The organism is Aquirufa sp. ROCK2-A2 (assembly GCF_054558485.1).
In genome coordinates, this window is sequence record NZ_JBPXKA010000001.1 from 258,835 (window position 1) to 276,967 (window position 18,133).

An 18,133-nucleotide genomic window follows, 5' to 3' on the forward strand; every position below is an offset into this window, starting at 1 on the left:
GATCTTTTTATTTTACAATTACTCGTACGCGATCTAAATTTTGAATACGCGCAAACGGAGTGTTTGCGTCACCATTGCGTTCAGAAGCGATACGAACAGTAGGGAAATATACACCTGGTTTTGAGTAGGAATGGCTTATTTGAAATACTCCATTTTTGTTCAATGCAACTTTATTTTCTTTCGTAGCAAATTTCCCTGAGCCATCTAAATCCCACTCGACAGAAACAATTTTCCCGGCATTTGGTGGCAATTGAGTAGCTACTTTCATAACAAAAATTTGACCTCTTTTAGTCTCTATTTTCTTCTTTCCTGTTATCGTTAATTGAACACTTGCCTGAATTCCTTTTCGAATTGTTGCATCTGAAGGTACTACTACTTGACCATCTGCTATGGTGTATGAAGTACTCGTAGGAGGAGCCACCCCTTTTTCTGCCCATTGACTTACATCACGCAATGCTTGTTGCAAAACCCCTAGGTAACTAACCGATCTAGTAGGGAATTCTTGTTCTGAAACATCCCCGTGCAAGGCCTTATCTGTGTACCAAACTCTAAAGTTCTTATCAAGGCTATCTCCTAAAAATTCTTTTGCACGAGAAACATACCAATCCGCTTGCCAAGGATAGGCCTCCCGATCGTAAAGCGATTCTAGCAAAATCATCTTTCCTTTAAATTTCCCTGTAGGCAAAATACCCGAAGCGCCACGAGTGAACAAGGGTCCTAATTGCATCGGTCTTTGAGGATATATAGGCTTGCCCTCTTTATCTAGAAACTGATTCCAAACCGTATAACCTTTGCCTGGAACTTGATGCCTGTGGTAGGTTTGGGCAGCTAAAAAATTGGAATTATCTACCTGAACATCATCTCCTATTTGAATACTTCTAATTAAGTTAGCATCGCCTCCAGCGAATATGACAATGTCCCCTTTGATTTGAGATACAAATAAGTTTTTTCCTTTCCCATTTCCAGATTTAATGAATAAGTCTCCCCCTAGGAAATCAATAGCGGGTAAGGTTTGGTCTAATTCAAAAGCAACAGGTAAATTATCCTCTTTTTCCAAAAGTCTTTGCCAAGCTGCGTCTGCCGTACCTCTGTTTTGGTCCGTTTGAGCCCACACACTTAAACCTAATGAAATGGCTTCTTTGACAGAAATTGCTCGTTTTATTTTTGCCGGATGCTGAATTCTTGCACGTAATAATGATGGCGTAGGGTTGCTTCCTAAGTAACCAGGCTTAACCCAAAAGTCCGTAAAGTAATTTCTATCTGCCATCATCATTCCTTGATAAAGTGCAGCGAATCCATGAATTCCCATGGATTTATAGCCAAACCAAGACTGTGGAGGGAATCCCATTTTCGTTACCTCCAATAAGGCCTCTTTTTCTTCCAAATTCAACCCAGCATAGGGATCACCACTTCCACCCGTATCCATCGCATCAATGATGCTTGGAAATTTATCCTTTAAAATACGCATGGCATGCATTCTTATTGAGAACACATTAGGTATGGCTACTGGAGAGCCCACTACATAAGGTACAGCTCCATCCCAAACATCTGAATTTTCAAAACCACCAATAGTCCGATAAGCACCACCACTTCCTCCAAAACAATATCCATAGGTCCGATGAGCCCCAAAAATTTGTTGGGCGACAACTTTTGAAAACGCAGCCGCAGCCGCATTAGCACGAAACGCATTTACATTGACATTCTTACCATATACGCCATTTCCTCCTCCATTCGTTTCAACAAAATAGGCTCCACTGGCAATCGAAAAACCTATCTTATCTTCTTCGCCTTTTGCCCCTTGTGATAAATTTTCATTATCAGGAACTGGCGTTATATACTGAAAAAAGCGCCCTTGATACTGCTCCTTTTGAGGAAAATAAAATGAAAATCGAGCAGTGGTTCCTTCAAATCCTCCGTGAACATATCGGTGTCTCACCGGTTTGTCTCTCCACTCGTCTATATCAATAAATGGAACTTTAAACAACGTGTCTTTAATAACATAATGAGATGCGGATTGTTGACTTAGAGCCGGATAGGTTTGTGCTTTTGCAACAGAGAAAAAAAGTATTAGAAATAGAAGGGTATTTAATCTTGTTTTCATGAGGGTTTTAAATATACTCGTTTCAAAAAATAACTAATTAGCTACTAGTAAAGCATAAAACTACCGATTCTCATTTGACCTTAGATAAACAATTGAGCATTAGATAATGGTAAACCTAGAGCTTTTGACTAAAATGTAATCAACCCAAGCTTGATAGACGCAATTACTCCTCCATCCATAAGCATATCACTGCCAGTCGTAAAACCGGATTCTTGATTGAGTAAATAATGAGCCAAATTAGCGACCTCATCCACCGTTCCTACTCTTTTGGCAGCGGAAAGTTCAATCATTTTTCGATAGGTATCGCCTACAGGGGAATCAAATTCATGTTGGGCTAAAGCCGTTAAAATAATACCTGGGCTGATTGAGTTTACCCTTGCGCCCCTTTTAGCCCAAGATAAACTTTCGGCTTGAACTCTGAGCTGATTCGCTCTTTTAGATAGGCAATATGCATAAGAAGTAGAAGGGATGTTTTCTGGTTGCAACATAGGCAAACCACTCAATTCTTCAACTGGCAAAGTAGCTAAGGCTTTATTTGCCTCCAAACCTAAATCAGGAATCATGTGACCGGCCATACTTGAAATGTGTATGCCGGATCCATTTCTAGAAATTACTTTGCCAAAGGCTTCCAATACATAAGCAGTACCCAACAAATCAACTTTAATTAATTTATCAACAGGTGCCATATTAGGGGACAAGCCAGCTGTATTAACTAATTGCAATACATTACCCAACGAAACCGCTTTCTCTACTAATTTATTTACTGAATCAATGGATGAAACATCAGTTTGAATAGTCTCCACTTCATAACCCATCGCTCGTAATCCAAGAGCCTCTTCTTCTAATTTTTTCTTATCAATATCTGCTAACAATACTATTTTACCAGCGGCCTCACGTCTTGCGATCGCCATCCCAATTCCCCCTACACCAATAACAACTAAAACATCCGATTTCATCATTTTTTTACCCTTTTAATTGAGGTTGAAAAGGTTGTTGGTAAAAACGCTTCCCCGTCGCCTGATACAATGCATTCGCAACCGCCCCAAAAACTGGAGGGAACGGCGGCTCGCCTAATCCCGTAGGATCAATCTCATTCTTCACAAAATGTACGTCGATTTTCTTCGGTGCCTCATTATGGCGAATCATGCGGTAGGTATCGAAATTCTTTTGATCTGTTTTACCATCTGTTAACGTTAATTGACCAAACAAGGCATTTCCGATTCCGTCAATTGCCGCACCTTCCGCCATGTTTTTAGCTCCTTCTGGATTCACAACTACGCCGCAATCTAGGGCAGTAGTTACTTGGTCGACCGTTACTTGATCGCCTTTCACGCGTAAATCAATGACCTGCGCTGCATACGAATTGTGGCAGAAATACGCTGAAACTCCGCGCTTTTTTCCCGCATTTTCCGGTTTCCCCCAGCCCGATTTCTCTCGAACTAGTTCCAACACGCCCATGTAACGGCTCGCGTCGTAATCGTTTGTTTTTCCTACCGGATTGTCTTTTGCCCGTTGTAATAATTCCAAACGGAAGGCAATCGGATCCTTACCCATGTATTCTGAAATCTCATCCAAGAACGATTGTTCCGCAGCTGCATTAAAATTAGACCGCGGTGCGCGGAAAGCTGCAATGGTAATGTTAGATGGGATCACCCAGCTTTCGGCTAAGTAATTATCAATCGCTCCCGCTGGAAAACGATTCGCATGCAGAGGAGATTCAGGAACTCCTCCACCTTTGGCATGAAAAGCAATCAGCTTCTTATTCTCATCAAATGCCGCGCGATACGTCAATTGATACAATGGGCGATAAGTACCACCGCTCACATCGTCCTCACGCGTATAAATTAGTTTAATTGGGGCGTTAGCTTGCTTCGAAATCAAGGCCGCCTCAATCATATAATGACCGTAAGCACGACGACCGAAACCGCCACCCATACGAGCTAATTCAATCGAAATATTTTCCTTCGGAATGCCTAAACGTGCCACCATCGATGGAACCATAAAATCTGGGATCTGAATAGGTGCCACGAATCGCACTTTGTTCCCTACAAAATGGGCAAAGGTATTCGTAGGTTCCATAATATTATGAGCCAAAAAGGGTGCCGTATAGGTTCTTTCAATGACGTGTTTCGCCTCTGTAAAAGCCTTTTCTGGATCCCCGTCTCTACGCTCAATTTTGCCTGGTTTTTTATCCATTTCGAGCATTTGAGCATAATGCTTTTTCGTGCTTTCTAAACCCGCTGGAATTGTTCTTTCTTGGCCATTTTGACCCAACTCCTTTTTCTCTGGCGCTACTTCCCAAACCGCTTTCAACTTCTTGCGCGCATTCATCACATCCCAGGTAGATTTGCCAACAATAGCAATTACTTCGTTAAAAGCACGTGTATCAAATCCCGCAAATTTGTGGTCATCATTATATACTTTAATCGGGAAAATATCCACGATACCTGGCATCTTTTTCGCCGCAGTCGCATCAAAGGATTTTAATTGCATCCCAAAAGCCGGTGGACGTTCCGTCATCGCATACAACATGCCTGCTTCGCGGTAGTCCATCCCAAATAAGGGTTTTCCTTGTACGATTTTAGGGGCTACCACATTCTTCTGTGGAGTACCAATTAAGCGGAACGATTGGTTTCCTTTTAAAACGATATCCTTAGGCACCGGTAGTTTCGCAGCCGCAGCTGCAAAAGCTCCATAGGTTTCTGACTTGCCACTGAATGCATGTGTGACCATTCCGTTAGCGGTGGTCAATTCTGTTACTGGCAAATTCCAGGCCTGGCTTGCCGCCGTCAAAATCATTTGACGCGCTGCCGAACCCACCGTCCGTAATTGCTTCCAAGCCATGCGAATGCCTTGGCTACCGCCGGTAAATTGGCGTGGAAAAGCTTTGGGATCGTAATTCCCTTGTTCCACCTCGACTTGCTTCCAATCCACATCTAATTCCTCTGCGATTAACATCGGCAAGGAGGTCATCACGTTTTGGCCAAATTCTGGGTTAGGAGAGAATATTTTAATCGAATTATCCGAAGCAATTTTGATGAAACTAGTCACCTCTTGCCATACGGGTTCGATGTTCAATTCGCCTAGCGATTCCACGGGTTTTGCACTCGCGAACCAAGAAATACCGAGCATCATGCCTCCTCCGGATAGCGATGATACTTTCAAAAACGAACGTCTGCTGAGATTTGAGTCTGTCTTTTTCATCTTATTTCGTAGCGACTAATTGGATGGCTTTTTTGATACGCGTATAGGTTCCACAACGGCAAATGTTGCCAGCCATGAAATTCTCAATATCTTCCTCCGTAGGGTTTGGTGTACTTTTCAAAAGTGCAGCTGCGCTCATGATTTGGCCAGATTGACAATACCCGCATTGTGCAACGTCCTCTGCAATCCACGCTTTCTGTACCGGGTGATCCCCCTTCGCGGATAAGCCTTCGATAGTCGTGACTTCCATCCCCGCTAATGCCGAAATCGGCAATTGACAAGATCGAACCGCACTTCCATTTAAATGCACCGTACAAGCCCCGCAGGAGCCCACGCCACAACCGTATTTAGTACCTTCCATGCCGAGAATATCTCGTAGCACCCATAATAGGGGCATGTTTTCGTCCGCCTCTACTTGGTGGACTTTTTTATTAATGCGCAAAGAATACTTTTTAATCATAGCATTAGTTTTTTAAGATTTTATCCATAAATTCTTGTCGATAGGTCCTCCCAATCGGAATGTGCAAACCCTGGATTGTCACATAATTTGTCCCACGATGCGTAATGTGATGTTTAGACACAATATAGGATTTGTGTATCCTGCAGAAATGGTCTGAAGGTAACATCATTTCCATGGCTCCCATGCGCTCATATATCACAAAAACACCTTCCTTACTGTATACCTTGATATAGTCTTTAAGACCTTCGAAATAATAGATGCTTTCTAGCTTAAATTTCCTTGTCTCTTTTCCTATTTTCAACAATACTGGTTCTAGCACTCCATTATATCCCTCTTTTTGTTGGAGAAATCGGTCGACCGACTTCAGAAATCGTTCTTGACTTATTGGCTTCACTAAATAATCAAAAACCCCTAAATCGAATCCATCCACAGCATATTCTCGAAAAGCCGTTGTCAAAATAATATGCGGCTTTTTACTTAAAGATTTCACTAGTTCGAGCCCTGTCATTTGCGGCATTTGAACATCTAAGAATAGCAAATCGACGTTGTTTTGTTGCAAATAAACAAATCCATCCAAGGCATTATCCTTGGAGGCAACGACCTCAAAATCAGGTAATTGTTGCACAAAATTGGCAAGCAAAGACCGAGCCGGCAATTCATCATCAATAATAACGCACTTAACCATAAATCAAATTAAGGTGTACTTCGTAAATTCCTGGATTTTCCACAATGTTTAACAAGTGTTTGTCCGGATATAGGAATTTTAATCTTTGTCTGATATTTGAGAGTCCTACTCCTCCATTTTCAGATGAAACCGCCTGTTCAAAACTATTGGAAATAATAATTAAACAGGAATTCGTTATTGCATCGACATTTACTTGAACCTTAAGCCAAGCTACTCGAATTGAGTTATTCGCCCCATGTTTGATCGCGTTTTCAATTAATGGCAAAAGCAAAAGAGGCGGAATTTGTACTTGATTAACATGGTCAGAAATGGTTTTCTCAACCTGTAGTTTTTCTCCTAAACGAATCTGGTGGAGTGCGATATAATTACCTAGATATTCCAATTCTTCATTAAGTGGAACCCATTCCTTTTGCGAATGATATAGATTGTATTCTATGAAATTGGATAACTGCAAAATCTGCTGTGCTGTCTCAGGGCTTTTGCTTAAGGCCCCAGAATAAATATTGTTCAACATGTTGAACAGAAAATGAGGATGAACTTGAGATTTTAATAATTCGAGTTCAGATTTGACTTTTTCTTGTTTTAATGACTCGAGTACTTGTTTTTGTTCATACCAGCGACGAATAAAATAAAACATCCCGTACATACCTACCATCAGGTAAAGACTAACTAGCTCGTACAAGACTTTGGGTAATGTAAATAGGCTTCCATGATGTAAATCTTTGAGATAATGAGGTTCTAAATAATAGTGGCTGAAAAGTCGTTTAATTAAGATTCCAATCACCCCAATACCTACTAAATATGCATAAGAAGGCCATTTTACGCTGGCTTGGTTCATGCGATCAAAGACCACATGCATACTGACATAAGCAGTCAAGAAAGCAACAGGAATGTTGACAATGGAGTAAGCAAATTGTTTAGTGTATTCTTCAGTAAGTGCGCCAAAACCTATCCACTTATAAAAAAAGAGGGCGCTCCAAAAAATAATATTAAAACTTACAACGCTAGTTCTTTGATTCATAAAGAAAAAAGTAACTCTCAAATATACATAAATTATAGACTGACTTCAGGTAAAGTAATTATCCTTCGACCAAGAGCACATTTTTTCGACGAACTACAGCACAAGCGTTGTTCATCTAAAAAAGAGTGAATTCGGCGAAAAAAGAAAATGTCAAAGGGATAGGCTCTTACTTTTGTGAATTCCAACTGCCTAATTAATGTATAAATACTTCGTTTTTCTAGTTCTTTTCTTCGTTCAATTTACAATCATTTCAGCACCTAGAGATACAAATCCTCGCACTATTTTCGTGAAGTACACAACAGAGAGAATCGATTTAGACGGGGTTTTGTCTGAGGGAATTTGGGGACATGCTAACAAGGCTGAATCCTTTTGGCAATTTTTCCCAACAGATTCTATCAAATCCAAAAATCCAACTGAAGTTAAGTTGCTCTATAACGATTCACACTTATATATCGGAATTAGAGCACAAAGTAAACAAGGAAATTTTATCATTAACTCTCTTCGTAGGGATTTTAGTGGTTCAACAAATGATAATGTGTCATTGATTTTTGATACGTTCAAGGATGGGACGACTGCTTACCTTTTTAGTGTGAATCCATTTGGCGTTCAAAGAGAAGCTTTGATTTCAGGCGGAGGAAGTAACCCAGCAGACGCATTAAATCCAACTTGGGACGTTAAATGGCAGTCTGAGGGTAAAGTAATTGGTAATGAATATATATTAGAAATAGCTATACCTTTTAGTTCATTGAAATTTAGGGAAGGAGATCAAAGTTGGCGGTTTCAAACCTACCGGTGGGATTTACAAACTAATGAACAAAGCGCATGGTCAAATGTGCCACAAAATCAACTACTAATCAATCTTGCATTTCTAGGTGAAATGGTTTTTGAAAAACCTTTGCGAAAAAATCGTGCCCCGATTTATTTGATCCCTTATTTAAACGCATTGTCGGGAAGAAATTTTTCTAATCAATCAGAAGCATCAAGTTTGGGGTTGGGTGTAGATGCAAAAATTGCGATAGGCAATGGTATGAACCTGGACGTGACCATTAATCCAGATTTCTCTAATGTAGAAGTGGATAACATGGTGACCAATATCACGAGATTTGAGGTATCCTTACCAGAAAAACGTCAGTTTTTCATCGACAATAATGACTTATTTGGAAGTTTTGGAAGTACGTATAATGATGCAAAACCATTCTTCTCGCGTCGCATTGGAATTGTACGTGACACCTTGGGACGTAACATCGAAAATCGAATACTGGGAGGCGTTCGTTTAAGTGGAAAACTTGATCAGAATTGGCGTATTGGATTATTGAATTTACAAACGGCAGAGGATATAGTGAATCGAGTAGTATCCAATAATAATGCTATGTTTGTATTGCAAAGAAAGGTATTTAGCCGTTCAAATATTGGTGTTTTTCTTTTGAATCGCGAAACATTGGGTAAATATGAATTCCAAAATCCCAATAGTCTATATAACCGAGTGATAGGTTTTGATTATAATTTAGCTTCCGCGAATAATACTTGGACAGGGAAGTTTTACCTACATAAATCCTTTCAACCAGGCGATTTTAGCAGGAATTTGTCATCACAAGGAGTTCTCAATTATAATACTCGATTTTTCAATATTGTAACTGACTGGGTATATGTGGATAAGGATTTTCGATCGGATTTGGGTTTTATTCCGAGAACAGACATTTTTAAATCCGGAAATGGCATTTCTCGTACCTTTTATTCTCAGGGTAGTGTGATTAATAAAGTAACCCCAAGAGTGATTAATTTAATGTTCTTTAAACCTTCTGCTGACTACAAGAAAACGGATCAATTAATTTGGCTGAATACTGATATTGAATTTAAAAACCAGTCCCTACTATCATTTCGTTATATTTGGAATTATACATATTTAACCACAAATTTTGACCCAACGCGTTCAGGAGCTAAACCTTTGCCAGGGAATCAGGACTATACTTACCAACAAGGATATGTGGCTTATACTTCCAAAAATTCAAGCTTAGTGACCTTTACAGGCACTTTGACAGCGGGACAGTTTTTCAATGGCCACAATGTCTCTTTAAGCGGAATAACCAATGTTCGAATTATGCCGAAAGCGCTCATTTCATTGATTACGAATTATGATTATATTGAATTACCGCATCCCTATCCGACGACACATATTGTTTTAGTAAGCCCCAAAGTAGATTTAACCTTTTCTAAATCACTATTTTGGTCGACATTAATTCAGTTTAACAATCAGACAAATAACTTAGGTATTAATTCACGCTTACAATACCGCTTTGCTCCCTTATCAGATTTGTACATAGTATATAATGACAATTATTATACGAAAGAATTTGGGCCAACATATCGGTCGATAAATTTGAAATTAACATATTGGTTAAATTTATAAAATACTGAAAAATGAAAAAGCGACAGCTAGGAAACCTAGGTTTAGAAGTATCCGAAATGGGATTAGGTTGTATGGGATTAACCTTCGGGTATGGACCAGCGACAGAGGAGCGTGAGGCAATTCGTTTAATTCGTCACGCATTTGAACTAGGTGTAACATTTTTCGATTCTGCAGAGGCCTACAGCCAAGGAATTAATGAGGAGCTAGTAGGTAAAGCTGTTCGGGATTTCCGATCTGAGGTTCAGATTGCAACGAAATTTGGGTTCAAAGAGGGAGACGCCACCAAGGGCCTAGATAGTCGTCCAGAGCGTATACGTCAAGTAGTAGATCAGTCTTTACGCCTTATTAAAACGGAATACATTGATGTATTATATCAACACCGAGTAGATCCACAAGTCCCTATCGAAGAGGTAGCAGGTACGGTAAAAGAACTTATTCAAGCTGGCAAAGTAAAGTATTTTGGAATGAGCGAGGCAGGAGCAGAGAGCATTCGAAAGGCTCATGCAGTTCAACCTTTATCGGTTTTGCAGAGCGAATATTCCTTGTGGTGGCGAGAACCTGAGCTTGTAATTTTCCCATTGCTAGAGGAGTTAGGCATAGGATTTGTCCCTTTCAGTCCATTAGGAAAAGGATATTTAACTGGTGCAATCGACACAAATACCACTTTTGATCCAAGCGATTTCCGAAATGTAGTTCCTCGATTTAGTACAGAAAACCGGGAAGCAAATCAGACATTAATTCAGCTTATTCACACACTTGCCATAGAAAGAGGAGTAAGCAACGCCCAAATTGCCTTGGCTTGGGTGCTCGCTCAAAAGCCTTGGATTGTTCCGATTCCGGGTACAACTAAATTACACAGACTAGAGGAAAATATAACCGCGTCAACGATTGATTTATCTGTGAATGATTTGTCAAAAATAGAGAAAATATTAGCACAAGTGACAGTTCAAGGTGCACGTTATCCACAACAATTGCAAGATAGAGTAGGGAAATAGGTTAGGTCTTTGGGTGATCTTTCAATAATTCTATTTTCATTGGGGTCAAGATGAAATTGTTCTTGCAGCCTAAACATCATACCATTGACGTAAATTAGAGTTATGATTTACATCGTTTTATTTTAAATGAAGTTCGATCTTTGGCAGTTCCAAACAAGGGTATCAAATTAGCTCTATGTTAATCAAATGATGTTTGTTTGTGTTAGTGGTGATAGGTTCGATAGAGTTATCAAATCTATTAACTTCTACATTATTTTATACTTCTAGTGATTTTGTTGAAATCCCTTTTGTAGCACCCCATTTAGCACCGGGCATAAAAAAAGTCCCTGAAAATCAGAGACTTAATTTGTAGTTGGCGGTCCGGACGGGACTCGAAAATTATCTGATAATCAATTAGTTACATAAATTTGTAATAACAAATGGTAGAACAAAAATATTATATTTTCCCCCATTTTATTGATCAAATTTTTGACAAATTATGTTGTACTTACGTACAAGTCTTTCAAATCATCAAATTGCTTTATTCGTTTTAATCCTGACTTTTCGAGAATTCGAATAGACCCAAAATTTAATTTATCAACAACAGCTCCAATCTTATTTATTCCTTGCTTTTGCATATCTCTAGCTACAGCAGGTATAATTCCTGACATAATTCCTTTGTTCCAAAATTTTTTATTCAAATAGAATTCAATTATCCACGTATTTTTGAGCGTACTATCGAATTGTATATATTCTTCTACAAGAGGCCAAATAATAATTTTACCTATAATTTTTTTTGATTTAATATTTGATATAAAATGATTGAATTGTATTTTCAAATCATAATTTAGAACGTCTAAATATGTAAAAATTTTCTTTTTATCATCCACAAATTTTTCTTTGTTAAATGGAATTTGTTAAATATCTCCAAATATTTCATAAAGGTAATTAACTACGTCATCATCTCTATGAAGTTCTGATTCTCTGTAAGGATGAATTTCAAGGATTCCATTATTTAAATTTATTGGATTAAGGCTTGTAATATTTTCTCTGTTTAGGTCAAAAAATCCCATAGTAAAATTGCTTTTAAGTTTATTCTAAAAATAGATTCAACAAATGTGTGAAAAGTAAAAAAAACATCTCCAAAGTAACAAAAATATGAATGGCATAATTAATCGAACGACCAACTTTACTCGTTTAGAGCTGATAAAACAGGTGAAATTTGTGAAATACCTGCATTTGATACACTAAGAAGATTGTGAGAAAAGTACAACTATATATTCCCTGAACCATATAGTGAAACAATAATTTTAGAGGAAATTAAAAATATCTGTCAATTAATACCCTCTATGAATATTACGGTAGAAAAGAAGTCAACCAAAGGGTGTAAAAAATCAGAGAATATAAAAAGAAATACCAAATGATTGTAATTCAAACTGCAAGAAGAACTTTGGAAACATTACTTTTTGATGCTGGTCTTCCCTATCATCAAGTCATTAAAATCACTTGTCATAAGAAATTGACGACTCTTTAAAAATATATTAAATGTGAAGCTGATGTAGATGGGATGTTAGCTGTAGGAAATGGATTGTTGAAATGAAAAATTATGAATAATAAAAACAATTTCTGACATTTGTGTCAAACGTAGTTGTCAGCATGGAAAGCCCAGAAGAAGAAATCTTAGTATCAGCCTTTCAAGTCTTTGTCGAAAAAGGCTTTGAAAACGCTACGATGCAAGAAATTGCCGAGCGGGCAGGTATTAAGCGTACGGTTTTAAACTACTATTTCAGATCCAAAAAACTGCTTTACCATCAAATTGCTAAAACATTGATGCGTCAAGCTCTTCCGCAGATGTTAAAAATCTTGAATAGCGATCTGGCTTTTGAGGACAAAATAGCATCATTTGTTAAAAATTACATTGAACTAGGATTGAAAAATCCATTTATGCCCCTGTTCATCATTAATGAGTTAAACAGCCTTGGGATAAAATTTGTCGAAAATTTACTCGATGGAGATAAGCCAACTATTGAACCATTTCTCACACAAGTAAATACCGAAATCAAGGCTGGCCGGATTACCCCCATTGAGCCCATCCAATTATTTATGCACATCATTTCACTTTGTGCATTCCCTGTTTTGGCTAAACCAATGATCATGTTAGTAACTCAGACGAATGAAAAAGAATTTAAAGACCTTTTAGAAACGCGTAAGACAGAAGTCACTCGCTTAATTTTAAGAAGCATCAAACCTTAAAAAAATTTACCTAAAAACTGACAATATTGTCAGACACAAAAGTCAAAACGATGAAAATAAAAATTTACACACTTTGGGCGATTCTACTCATTGGAAAACCCTTGCTAGGTCAAAATGTGACGCTTGCTATGTGCTTAGAAGCGACTCAAAAAACAGCGACCAGTACCAAACAAAAAGAAATTGAGCAAGAACTAGGTAAGCTAAACGCGCGTGTCATTCAAGCAGGATGGTTACCGCAAATGTCACTCAACGGGCAAACAACTTATCAATCAGATGTTACAGGGTTAGCCATTGAAATACCTAACCTTCGTATGACCCCGATCAATAAAGATCAATACAAAACTTTTATTGATATCAATCAATTAATCTACGATGGAGGTGCAAGCAAGACAAGAACAATGCTTCAAGACCTTAGCTCAAAAAACTCACTCACTCGGATTCAGTTAGCGAATCGAAATCTCCTTCAAGAAACACAAAAAATATATTTTAGTGCTTTATTGGCTCAAGAAAATCGGCAGATTTGGGAAACCGCCAAAGAAGAAATTTTAGCAAGAAAAAGCGTATTAGAGACGGGTATTCGCTTTGGTGCGCGCACGAAAAATCAACTTGATATTTTATCTGTTGAATTGCTTAAAATTGAACAGCAAATCACAGATATCAGTGCTGCAAAAACGATTGCCGTTGAATTGTTAAACCTATTAACCGGCATGAAACTAAACAACCTAGCCTCATTCCTAATCCCGGCTAACATTCAAAAGATCACACCGCTTTCCTATGAAACCTATGAAATGAAACTGCTTCAAAATCAGCAATCTTTAATTGCGACAACCGAAGAGCTGAATCAATCGAAGCTACGCCCTAAAGCCTTCCTATTCGGACAAGGTGGCTATGGAAATCCGGCTTTAAATATGTTGAAAAATGAATTTCAGTCCTATTATTTGATGGGTGTACGACTAAATTGGGACCTTTCCTCTTTCTACACGAAACGCCTGAACCAAAAAAGCTCCCAATTACAAAAAGAACTAATTCTTCAACACCAAAGCGATTTAGAACGTCAACTTTCAATGCAATACACGAAAATGTCAGAGGAAGTGAAACGCTATGAAAAGTTGATTGAAATGGACCAAGCCATGATAAGCATTCGGGAACGCATCAGCGTTACAGCTGCCTCAGAATTAGATCTGGGTACAATCACAGCAACACAATTCGTAACAGAAAAAAATGCAGAAAAATTAGCTAAACAATCCTATCTATTACACCAAATTCAGAAACTAGCTTTCCTTCAAGACGCTACGTTATTATTTGACTCAAATTCTTCATTATAAATCAATCATATGAAATCATCTATTTACTTATCCCTTCTAATTTGCGCTTCATTAGTAAGCTGCAATCAAACAAAAGAAGCCGACGCTTATGGCAATTTTGAAGCTACAGAAACGATCGTTTCTGCCGAGGCAAATGGCAAAATTAAATCCATCTTACTTTCGGAGGGAGATGTCATTTCAGCGGGCACACTCGTTGCAGAAATTGACCCCTCTATTTTAGCTCAACAAAAAAATATTGTTGAGGCAAATATCCGAACAGTCAAAAGCAAATCCCCTGCCATTGAAGCTCAATTAAACGTATTGCAAAATCAAATCGCTAGCTCTGAAAGTCAACGAAAAACCTTTGCTTATGAACTAAACAGAGTTTCAAATTTACTGGCAAATGGAGCTGCAACACCTAAGCAGGTGGATGATATCCAAGCGCAAATCACGCAATTAGATAAGCAAATTATCACGCAAAAAAGCCAACTGAAAGCCCAAGAAATTGCCTTAAAAAGTCAAGCAAAAACCATTAACAATGAAGCAGCTGGTCTGAAGGAACAAATCAACCAAATTCAGCTTCAATTAGATCAATCCAAGGTGTTAAATCCAATCAATGGTACCGTTACAGCCAAATTTGTAGAGGCAAACGAAATCGTATCCTATGGTAAACCATTGTACAAAATCGCAGATTTATCCAACCTAATTTTACGTGCCTATTTCTCCGGAGATCAATTAAGCCAAGTTAAACTTAATCAGAGCGTTAAGGTCCGTATTGATGAGGCAGCAGGAGCATACAAAACGTACACGGGAAAGGTCATGTGGGTAAGTCCAAAATCAGAATTCACCCCAAAAATTATTCAAACAAAACAAGACCGCGTCAATTTTGTCTATGCCGTTAAGATCAAAGTAGTGAATGACGGTGGGTTAAAAATGGGGATGCCTGCAGAAGTTATTTTAAACTAAGCATCAGATTGAAAAAGAGCGCAATACATATAGAATCGATATCCAAAAGATATGCTGAAGTCCAAGCTTTAGATCAAATAAGTTTAGACGTAGAAGAGGGGGAATTATTTGGATTGATAGGGCCAGATGGTGCTGGAAAAACGACGTTGATTAAGATCTTGGTCACCCTTTTTAGTGCTGAAGACGGGAAAGCCAGTATACTGGGAATGGATACGAATGATTCAAAAGCATCTATTCGAAAAATTATAGGTTATATGCCTGGGCGTTTTTCCCTGTATCCTGACTTAAGTGTAGAAGAAAACTTGTCCTTTTTTGCCAGGGCTTTTGACACCACAATTGAGGAAAATTACTCCTTAATACAATCGATCTATGACCAACTAAAGCCGTTTAAAGATCGAAAATCAGGAGCACTTTCTGGAGGAATGAAACAGAAATTAGCCTTGTGTTGTGCGCTGATCCATCGACCAAAAGTCTTAATTCTTGACGAACCTACCACCGGCGTGGATGCTGTTTCTCGGAAAGAATTTTGGCAAATGCTTCACGAAATAAAATCACAGGGAATCACCATTTTAGTATCTACCCCTTATATGGATGAGGCAAATTTATGCGACCGAATTGCGTTTTTACAAGGAGGAAAAATACTATCCATTGATACGCCAAGTAAAATAACAGGCCAATTTCCATGGCAACTATTTGCGATTAAAAGTCAGAAGAAATATGCATTAACCGAATGGCTAAGATCCTGGGAAAAGGTAAGCTATTGTTATGCTTTTGGAGAATACCTCCATATAGCCTTTTCAGAAAATGCTATTCAAATGAACGAGATAAAAAAATATTTGTTGGCAGGTTCCATTTCAGATGCAGAAATAATGAACATTCCTCCGACAATAGAAGACACATTTATATACCTCATGGAGAATGGAAACAGTCGTTAAAGTAGATCAACTTACGAAGAAATTTGGTTCCTTTATTGCCACAAATGCCATCAGCTTTGAGGTAAAAAAGGGTGAAATTTTTGGGTTTCTAGGGGCGAACGGTGCTGGAAAAACCACCGCAATGCGTATGCTTAGTGGCCTCTTAACCCCAACGTCAGGAGAGGCGAGTGTCGCCGGTTTTGATGTAGCCACACAAGCAGAACTTGTCAAACAAAACATAGGCTATATGAGTCAAAAATTCTCCCTTTACGAGGATTTGACCATTCAAGAAAATATTGATTTTTATGGTGGGATTTATGGGTTAAGCCGACAAGAAATAAAGGATCGATCCAAAGGCATCGTTTCCAAGTTTCAGTTAGAGTCTGTCATTCACAAATTAGTGAAAACAATTCCGTTGGGATGGAAACAGAAATTAGCGTTCGCCTTAGCCCTTATACACAAGCCCAAAGTGGTTTTCTTAGATGAACCCACTGGAGGAGTCGACCCTATCACACGTCGCCAGTTTTGGGACTTAATTTATGAAGCGGCTAACGATGGGGTGACCATTTTTATTACGACGCACTACATGGATGAAGCGGAATATTGCGACCGAGTGTCCATCATGGTAGATGGCCTCATAAAAGCATTAGGAACTCCTAGCGAATTGAAAACCTCTTTTCAAGTGGATAGTATGGATGCAGTGTTTCAACTTCTCGCCCGCGGAACGGCAAACAAAATATAATTTGATGAAAAAATTCTATGCCTTCGTTCAAAAAGAGTTCTATCATATTTTCCGCGATACACGGACTATGATGATTCTCTTTGCCTTACCTATCGCACTTGTCATCATCTTTGGATATGCGCTAAATAACGATTTTAAAAATATTCCTATCGGAATCTTAAATCAATCGAAAGATCAAACTTCTGAAAAGCTGATTCATCGGATTATTGGTTCCGGCTATTTTGTGGTAGAACAAACCTTAGAAAAACCTCAAGACATCCCCAAAGCATTTAAATCAGGTATAGTCAAACTTGTATTATTTTTCCCAACGAGCTTTCAGCAGGATTTATATCATGCAAAAAAAGCTCAAGTGCAATTAATTGCAGATGCGAGCGATATTAATACTGCGATCAATACCACTAGTTATTTATCTGGTATCATTGGAGAATTTAATAACGAAAATGGGCGCGAAAACAGTGGCGGAATCCAATTAAGCACACGGATGATATTCAATCAACGATTACTCTCCGTCTACTTATTTATTCCTGGGGTAATCGCTTTAATTCTTTTGATTATTTCAGCCCTATTAACCTCGGTAACCTTAGCGCGAGAAAAAGAAACAGGAACCTTAGAGTTGCTATCCATTTCTCCAATTAGTCCCTACATGATAATCATTGGAAAAGTAATTCCTTATTTGATACTTTCCCTACTAAACAGTTTTCTAATCATTCTATTGGGAATATTTGTTTTCGGACTACCCATGGTAGGATCAGTAGCTTTATTAGTTTTAGCTTGCTTTGTTTATACAATAGCCTCGTTGTCACTTGGAATTCTCATTTCTACGCGCGTAGAAACGCAACAAGCTGCCATGTTTGCAAGTTTAGTGTCACTTATGATGCCCACAATGCTCCTTTCTGGGTTCATTTTTCCCATCGAAAGTTTACCATTACCACTACAACTAATTTCTAACATTATACCAGCCACTCACTTTATTGTTTTGATTAAAAGCATCATGATTAAAGGGGCAGGCATAACACTTATTTGGAAACCATTTTTCATATTAATTGCAATGACCGCTGTTTTTATTTTAGTGAGTATCCAAAGCTTGAAACGAAACAAATAA

15 protein-coding genes are annotated in these 18,133 nt (G+C 38.4%); 8 read left to right on the forward strand and 7 right to left on the reverse strand.

Annotated features, from left to right (window positions below):
• Positions 1 to 7: 7 nt before the first annotated feature.
• The 6 genes from V7S76_RS01175 to V7S76_RS01200 form a co-directional block, all read right to left on the reverse strand.
• A complete protein-coding gene (locus V7S76_RS01175) occupies positions 8 to 2,101 on the reverse strand; it encodes a PKD domain-containing protein (RefSeq protein WP_459508169.1) in 2,094 nt (697 codons plus the stop codon).
• 128 nt (positions 2,102 to 2,229) lie between these two features.
• Positions 2,230 to 3,060, reverse strand: coding sequence for an SDR family oxidoreductase (locus tag V7S76_RS01180; RefSeq protein ID WP_459508170.1), 831 nt, complete (start codon positions 3,058 to 3,060; stop codon positions 2,230 to 2,232).
• 4 nt (positions 3,061 to 3,064) lie between these two features.
• Entirely contained in the window at positions 3,065 to 5,305 is a 2,241-nt protein-coding gene (locus V7S76_RS01185; protein WP_459508171.1) for a xanthine dehydrogenase family protein molybdopterin-binding subunit, read from the reverse strand.
• A 1-nt stretch (position 5,306) separates the two neighbouring features.
• Positions 5,307 to 5,762, reverse strand: a complete 456-nt coding sequence (locus V7S76_RS01190; protein WP_459508601.1) for a (2Fe-2S)-binding protein — start codon at positions 5,760 to 5,762, stop codon at positions 5,307 to 5,309.
• Positions 5,763 to 5,769: 7 nt separating this feature from the next.
• The gene (locus tag V7S76_RS01195; RefSeq protein ID WP_459508172.1) at positions 5,770 to 6,450 is read right to left on the reverse strand and encodes a LytR/AlgR family response regulator transcription factor; all 681 of its coding nucleotides are present in this window, start codon (positions 6,448 to 6,450) and stop codon (positions 5,770 to 5,772) included.
• The gene (locus V7S76_RS01200; RefSeq protein WP_459508173.1) at positions 6,443 to 7,471 is read right to left on the reverse strand and encodes a sensor histidine kinase; all 1,029 of its coding nucleotides are present in this window, start codon (positions 7,469 to 7,471) and stop codon (positions 6,443 to 6,445) included. Before V7S76_RS01200 ends, V7S76_RS01195 begins: the two co-directional genes overlap by 8 nt.
• A gap of 286 nt (positions 7,472 to 7,757) precedes the next feature.
• Here V7S76_RS01200 and V7S76_RS01205 point away from each other — a divergent pair, with 286 nt between their 5' ends.
• The gene (locus tag V7S76_RS01205; protein WP_459508174.1) at positions 7,758 to 9,878 is read left to right on the forward strand and encodes a carbohydrate binding family 9 domain-containing protein; all 2,121 of its coding nucleotides are present in this window, start codon (positions 7,758 to 7,760) and stop codon (positions 9,876 to 9,878) included.
• An 11-nt stretch (positions 9,879 to 9,889) separates the two neighbouring features.
• A complete protein-coding gene (locus tag V7S76_RS01210) occupies positions 9,890 to 10,873 on the forward strand; it encodes an aldo/keto reductase (RefSeq protein WP_459508175.1) in 984 nt (327 codons plus the stop codon).
• Positions 10,874 to 11,349: 476 nt separating this feature from the next.
• Here the strand turns inward: V7S76_RS01210 and V7S76_RS01215 are convergent, their stop codons facing one another.
• Positions 11,350 to 11,742, reverse strand: coding sequence for a GNAT family N-acetyltransferase (locus tag V7S76_RS01215; protein ID WP_459508176.1), 393 nt, complete (start codon positions 11,740 to 11,742; stop codon positions 11,350 to 11,352).
• A 766-nt stretch (positions 11,743 to 12,508) separates the two neighbouring features.
• On the opposite strand from V7S76_RS01215, the gene V7S76_RS01220 reads away from it, so the two are divergent.
• The 6 genes from V7S76_RS01220 to V7S76_RS01245 are packed head-to-tail and all read left to right on the forward strand — an operon-like array spanning position 12,509 to position 18,133.
• Positions 12,509 to 13,105, forward strand: a complete 597-nt coding sequence (locus tag V7S76_RS01220) for a TetR/AcrR family transcriptional regulator (protein WP_130922350.1) — start codon at positions 12,509 to 12,511, stop codon at positions 13,103 to 13,105.
• Between the two features lie 50 nt (positions 13,106 to 13,155).
• Entirely contained in the window at positions 13,156 to 14,430 is a 1,275-nt protein-coding gene (locus tag V7S76_RS01225) for a TolC family protein (RefSeq protein ID WP_459508177.1), read from the forward strand.
• 9 nt (positions 14,431 to 14,439) lie between these two features.
• Positions 14,440 to 15,375 (forward strand): HlyD family secretion protein, encoded by a 936-nt coding sequence (locus V7S76_RS01230; protein ID WP_459508178.1) that lies wholly within the window; start codon positions 14,440 to 14,442, stop codon positions 15,373 to 15,375.
• Between the two features lie 8 nt (positions 15,376 to 15,383).
• Positions 15,384 to 16,310 (forward strand): ABC transporter ATP-binding protein, encoded by a 927-nt coding sequence (locus V7S76_RS01235; RefSeq protein WP_459508179.1) that lies wholly within the window; start codon positions 15,384 to 15,386, stop codon positions 16,308 to 16,310.
• Positions 16,294 to 17,031 (forward strand): ABC transporter ATP-binding protein, encoded by a 738-nt coding sequence (locus V7S76_RS01240; protein WP_130922354.1) that lies wholly within the window; start codon positions 16,294 to 16,296, stop codon positions 17,029 to 17,031. The genes V7S76_RS01235 and V7S76_RS01240 overlap by 17 nt, the downstream gene beginning before the upstream one ends.
• A 4-nt stretch (positions 17,032 to 17,035) precedes the next feature.
• Positions 17,036 to 18,133, forward strand: a complete 1,098-nt coding sequence (locus tag V7S76_RS01245) for an ABC transporter permease (protein ID WP_459508180.1) — start codon at positions 17,036 to 17,038, stop codon at positions 18,131 to 18,133.

Excerpts from the sequence above, each read along its gene's own strand:
- V7S76_RS01175 (WP_459508169.1), bottom strand. The coding sequence starts at position 2,101 with ATGAAAACAAGATTAAATACCCTTCTATTTCTAATACTTTTTTTCTCT.
- V7S76_RS01180 (WP_459508170.1), bottom strand. The coding sequence starts at position 3,060 with ATGATGAAATCGGATGTTTTAGTTGTTATTGGTGTAGGGGGAATTGGG.
- V7S76_RS01185 (WP_459508171.1), bottom strand. The coding sequence starts at position 5,305 with ATGAAAAAGACAGACTCAAATCTCAGCAGACGTTCGTTTTTGAAAGTA.
- V7S76_RS01195 (WP_459508172.1), bottom strand. The coding sequence starts at position 6,450 with ATGGTTAAGTGCGTTATTATTGATGATGAATTGCCGGCTCGGTCTTTG.
- V7S76_RS01200 (WP_459508173.1), bottom strand. The coding sequence starts at position 7,471 with ATGAATCAAAGAACTAGCGTTGTAAGTTTTAATATTATTTTTTGGAGC.
- V7S76_RS01210 (WP_459508175.1), top strand. The coding sequence starts at position 9,890 with ATGAAAAAGCGACAGCTAGGAAACCTAGGTTTAGAAGTATCCGAAATG.
- V7S76_RS01220 (WP_130922350.1), top strand. The coding sequence starts at position 12,509 with ATGGAAAGCCCAGAAGAAGAAATCTTAGTATCAGCCTTTCAAGTCTTT.
- V7S76_RS01225 (WP_459508177.1), top strand. The coding sequence starts at position 13,156 with ATGAAAATAAAAATTTACACACTTTGGGCGATTCTACTCATTGGAAAA.
- V7S76_RS01230 (WP_459508178.1), top strand. The coding sequence starts at position 14,440 with ATGAAATCATCTATTTACTTATCCCTTCTAATTTGCGCTTCATTAGTA.
- V7S76_RS01240 (WP_130922354.1), top strand. The coding sequence starts at position 16,294 with ATGGAAACAGTCGTTAAAGTAGATCAACTTACGAAGAAATTTGGTTCC.
- V7S76_RS01245 (WP_459508180.1), top strand. The coding sequence starts at position 17,036 with ATGAAAAAATTCTATGCCTTCGTTCAAAAAGAGTTCTATCATATTTTC.